Origin of the sequence: Blastococcus mobilis (assembly GCF_900188025.1) — a bacterium.
Lineage (GTDB): Bacteria > Actinomycetota > Actinomycetes > Mycobacteriales > Geodermatophilaceae > Blastococcus_B > Blastococcus_B mobilis.
The window spans coordinates 1-2,402 of record NZ_FZNO01000070.1; the positions used below are offsets into that span (position 1 = coordinate 1).

The following is a 2,402-nucleotide window of genomic DNA, read 5'->3' on the forward strand; positions in this document are numbered from 1 at the left end:
CACCGTTAGTGCGTGAAACAGCACCCGATCCAGCGCATCCGCGCAGCTCAGCGACCTGCCGACGAGATCATCATGACGCCGTGAGCCAACTCAGGTCGGGGCGGCAGCGGTGATGTTCTTCTCCGCCCACGACCTCGGGGTGATGCTCATCGTGGCTGCGGCCGCCGGCGCGGTAGCGCTGGGTGCCGCGCTCATGCTCGGCCACTCGCTGGTTACCGGCAGCCGGGCCCTCAGCGAAGCCATACGCGCCATCGGCAGCGGAGAGCCGGTCACCGTCGCCGAGACGCCAGTGAGCGCAGAACTGGCGGCGCTGAGCCGCGAGCTCGAAGCCGCGAGCGCCCAGCTGGCCGCCTCCACCGCACGGCAGCGCGCGTTGGAGGCGTCCCAGCGCGAATTGGTCGCCGGCTTGTCGCATGACCTACGCACTCCGCTGGCGGCGCTGCGTGCGATGGCCGAGGCGCTCGAGGACGGCGTTGCCGAAGACCCAGCGCGCTACCACCGACAGATCTGCATCGAGGTGGACCGCCTGTCAGCCATGGTTGACGACCTCTTTCAGCTCTCTCGCATCTCCGCCGGGTCCCTGCGGCTCAATCTCGAGTCGGTGTCCGTAAAAGAGGCCGTGGATCGCGCGATCGCCACCGCGGATCCGCTTGCCCGGGCTCGTCGCGTGCGGCTGAGCCCCGCTGTGCCCGTGCCGCTGCATGTCCGGGCCGACGGCGCGGAACTGTCCCGCGTGGTCACCAACCTCGTCGACAACGCGATCCGGCATACGCCCGAGGACGGCACGGTGTTCATCGTTGCCTCCGAGCACGGCGGCGAGGTCGTGCTCGCGTTCAGCGACCCCTGCGGCGGTATTCCGGAAAGCGACCTGGACAAGGTCTTCGAAGTGGCCTTTCGCGGAACAGCCGCACGTCGCAGCCGACACGGCCACCCCTACGGTCATGGCAGCGGGCTGGGACTGGCCATCGCGCGTGGCATCGTGGATGCCCACGGGGGCCGGATCAGCGCTGCCAACGTCAACGGCGGCTGCCGCTTTGAGGTGCGACTGCCGGCCGCCCCCTGACTGACAAGCTGGAGGTACCCGCCGGGGAGGGTGCGCAGAGCGACACTCTTGCGGGAACCCTCACAGACCTGTGAATGGGTGACCCATTCCATCGGATGACGCCGCGGAAAGCAGTCGCTCCGGGCTCGCACCACCGCCGGAGCCTCGGTCGCCAACGGCCAAGTCGGTGAACGGCGGCCGGTCCAGGCACCCTGCCAGCACTTCCTTCCGTGGGAGAGCCAGGCCCCGGAGTGGGGACTGCCCCCAGTTGAGTTGACTCCTTGCCTGTGAGGCTTTGGCCTCGCTGGAAGGATCAGCATCGTGCCCAAGCCGTTCCCGCCGGAGTTCCGGCGTGACGTGATCGCGGTGGCCCGCAAACGTGAGGCGTCGATGGCGCAGGTCGCCCGCGATTTCGGGATTTCGTAGTCGTGTCTGGCCCGCTGGCTGAAGATCGCCGACCGGGAGGACGGGATCACCGACTCCTCCGCCGGCGATCGGGGCGACGGTGGGAAGGACGAGTCGGCGGAGCTGCGGGAGCTGCGCCGACGAAACGAGCTGTTGGAGCAGGAGAACGAGATCCTGCGGCGGGCGACGGCGTACTTCGCCCGCGATGTGCTCCCAAAATGATGTACCCGCTGGTCCGTGAACTCGCCGCCGAGAAGATCCCCGTCGCGGTGACCTGCCGGGTGCTGGTCTTCTCCAAGCGGGCCTACTACAAGTGGCTGGCGCAGCCGGTGAGCCAGCGCGACTGGGACGACGCGCACCTGATAACGCCGCCTACGACATCCACCGTGACGACCCGGCGTTCGGCTACCGGTTGATCGCCGACGAGCTGCGCGAGCTTGGCTTCTCCACGGCGAGAACCGCGTCGCTCGGCTGTGCTCGCAGCAGCGGATCTGGTCGGTGTTCGCCAAGAAGCCCGAACTGAACCGCATATCTGGGCCGCCGGTGCACGACGACCTGGTCGACCGCCAGTTCACCGCGCCGGCGCCGAACTTCCTGTGGCTGACCGACATCACCGAGGACCCCACCGCCGAGGGCAAGCTGTATCTCTGCGCCGTGAAGGACGTCTACTTCGGGCGGACCGTCGGCTACTCCATTGACTCGAGAATGAAGGCCTCCCTGGCCGTGGCAGCGCTGCGCAACGCCATCGCCCGGCGCAGCCCGACGAGCACCGTGGTCCATTCCGACCGCGGAAGTCAGGGCGGATTCAACTGGTCGTCGCAACACCTTGATCGTGGAGGTGTTGATGGGCAGGCCAGCGGGCTGGATGAAGGAGTTGACGGGCAGGTCGCCGATGAAGTCGCCGGGTGCGCCTTCGCTGCGGCGGGATGTGGAGCGGCTGTTCTGGCGGGAGATC

The 2,402-nt window shown here is 68.0% G+C and carries 1 protein-coding gene and 1 pseudogene; both read left to right on the top strand.

The features are described from left to right. Window positions 1–112: 112 nt before the first annotated feature. Entirely contained in the window at window positions 113–1,063 is a 951-nt protein-coding gene (locus tag CHB94_RS24260; RefSeq protein ID WP_254920893.1) for a sensor histidine kinase, read from the top strand. Between the two features lie 300 nt (window positions 1,064–1,363). Next, window positions 1,364–2,245, top strand: a pseudogene (locus CHB94_RS24265) (IS3 family transposase); the annotation flags it as partial. Window positions 2,246–2,402: the final 157 nt, after the last annotated feature.

Bases quoted from the DNA above. Each gene is read 5' to 3' on its own strand.
- CHB94_RS24260 (WP_254920893.1), top strand. From the start codon at position 113: ATGTTCTTCTCCGCCCACGACCTCGGGGTGATGCTCATCGTGGCTGCG.